Raw genomic sequence first — 2371 nt, forward strand, 5'->3', positions numbered from 1 at the left:
ACCCGTCGACGTGTCGCCAGGTCGCGGCCGTGGCCAACCTTCAGCGTCATGTGGACAAAGGCGTAATCGTGTTTGCCGTCGGCCATACGCCACGTATCCAGTCGAACGCCGCGGCTACGGATACCCCCCAGCGGAAACACACCGCTGGCCCCCAGTGTCGTGTGGACTTTTTCAAAAAGGCCCGGCAAGTCGGCCTGTTGCTCGATGTTGTCGGTGTACTCGGCAATAAAATGCGGCATCGTGCCCTCCTGGTAGGTCGTTGTGCCGAGCGGCGGGCGAGCCCCTGCCGCTTGAGCGAAATTCAGAGCGGGAAAATGGCGTTGATCTGGCCGGTTCCGGAGCTGCCAAAGGGCTCCGTGAGAACTTCGACCGGCTTGTTGTAATCCGGCCCGCCCAGCAGGCCCAAGAGCATTGCAGTGTCGTGCATCTTGCCCTCGCCGAAGCAGTGCTCGGCGTAGTCAGGAAGCATCGCGCAGAACTCTTTGAATCGACCTTCGCGCCACAGCTTGACCACGTGCATGTCGACCTGCTTGTCGAATTCGCGCGTCCAGTTGTGGATATTGGCTTCCGCTTCGCGATCGTCAGAGAAACGGTGTGAAAGAGAGCCGGAGGCCAGCACCAGGACTTTGCGGTCACTCTTCTCGATTGCGCGGCGTACGGCGGCGCCGAAAGCGAAGCTGTCTTCGAGGCGATGCCAGGCACACCAGGCCGCGATGGAAATCACCTTGAGTTTTTCGGCTGCAGGTACATCCATATGCATATAGCGCATGGGCACCAGGGTTCCGTATTCCAGTTCCAGACTCGGGATGTTATGCGACAGCGTGCGCACACCGGCCGCGTTGGCTTCTTCGGCGATCAGTTGTCCGAGCTCCGGGCAGCCTGGGTAGTGGTAAACCATGTCCTTGATGAAGTGCGGAAGTTCATTGCTTGTGTAAACACCGCTGAAATGCTCACCGTTGTTCACGTGGTAGCCGCTGTTCACCAGCCAGTGCACGTCGAAGACGACGGCGGTATCAGCACCTAACTCACGCGCGCGCCGACCTATTTCCTTATGSCCTTCGATAGCTGCAGCACGACAACCGTGGTGTTTGCCCGGTAGTTCGGACAAGTACATCGACGGCACATGGCAGACTTTTGCTGCCAGGACGACTTCGCCCATGATGATTCTCCTGAAAGTATTTTTGTCGGTTCAATTACGCGGCCGGTGAAAACTGCGATGAGCCGATGCGCGCCTCATCGCGGTCTTCAGCAGCGGCTATCGGCTGCTCAGAGTCCCCAGCGAGGGATGTGATGATTGCCCATGGAAATGCAGACGTTCTTGATTTCGGCGAACACTTCGAAGCTGTATTGGCCACCTTCGCGCCCAGTACCGGAACCTTTCACTCCACCGAACGGCTGACGTAGATCGCGCACATTCTGGCTGTTGATGAATACCATGCCAGCTTCGATGCCGTAGGCTATTCGATGCGCCTTACCGATGTCCTGGGTCCAGATGTAGGACGCCAGTCCGTATTCGGTGTCGTTAGCCAATTGCAGGGCCTCGGCTTCATCCTTGAACGGAATCAGGCACACCACCGGACCGAAGATTTCTTCCTGGGCAATTCGCATTTTATTGTTCACGTCGGCGAACACAGTCGGCTGGATAAACTGACCTTTGCTCAAGTGGGCTGGCAGGTTGGCTGGACGCTCCAGGCCGCCGGCGAGGAGGGTGGCGCCTTCTTCGATGCCGATCTTGATGTAGCCGGTGACCTTGTCGTAGTGGGCCTGGGTGATCATCGAGCCGACCTGGGTTTTCGGGTCTTGCGGATCCCCGACGATCAAGCGTTTGGCACGTGCCGCGAACTCAGCCACGAACTGCGGGTAAACACTTTCCTGAATGAAGATACGGCTACCGGCGGTGCAGCGCTCGCCATTGAGGGAGAAGATGGTGAACAGCGCTGCGTCGAGGGCGCGGTCCAGATCGGCATCCTCAAAGATCAACACTGGGGACTTGCCGCCCAGTTCCATTGAGTACTTTTTCAGACCAGCCGTCTGCATGATTTTCTTGCCGGTGGCGGTGCCACCGGTGAAGGATATCGCTCGTACATCAGGGTGCCGCACCAGCGCGTCACCGGCAGTGGAGCCATAGCCCTGGATGACGTTGAGTACACCGTTCGGAATGCCTGCTTCGACGGCCAGACGACCCAGCTCGTTGGCCGTCAGCGGCGACAGCTCGGACATTTTAAGAACGGCGGTGTTGCCCAGTGCCAGGCACGGCGCTGTCTTCCAGGTTGCCGTCATGAACGGCACGTTCCAGGGTGATACCAAGCCGCAAACGCCCACCGGTTGGTACAAGGTGTAGTTGAGCATTTGGTCGTCGACCGGGTAACTG

Annotated in this window: 3 protein-coding genes; all 3 read right to left on the reverse strand. The window is 58.4% G+C overall.

Going from position 1 to position 2371, the window contains the following annotated elements:
* A partial coding sequence (locus AC1DRJ_RS24690; protein WP_477804468.1) for a tautomerase family protein occupies positions 1-239 on the reverse strand: 239 nt, incomplete at its 3' end.
* Between the two features lie 62 nt (positions 240-301).
* Entirely contained in the window at positions 302-1159 is an 858-nt protein-coding gene (gene hpaD / locus AC1DRJ_RS24695; protein WP_077431808.1) for a 3,4-dihydroxyphenylacetate 2,3-dioxygenase, read from the reverse strand.
* A 107-nt stretch (positions 1160-1266) separates the two neighbouring features.
* On the reverse strand, positions 1267-2371 hold a 1105-nt coding region (locus AC1DRJ_RS24700; protein WP_477804469.1), incomplete at its 5' end, for an aldehyde dehydrogenase.

This window comes from Pseudomonas sp. P5_B2, from assembly GCF_056400445.1.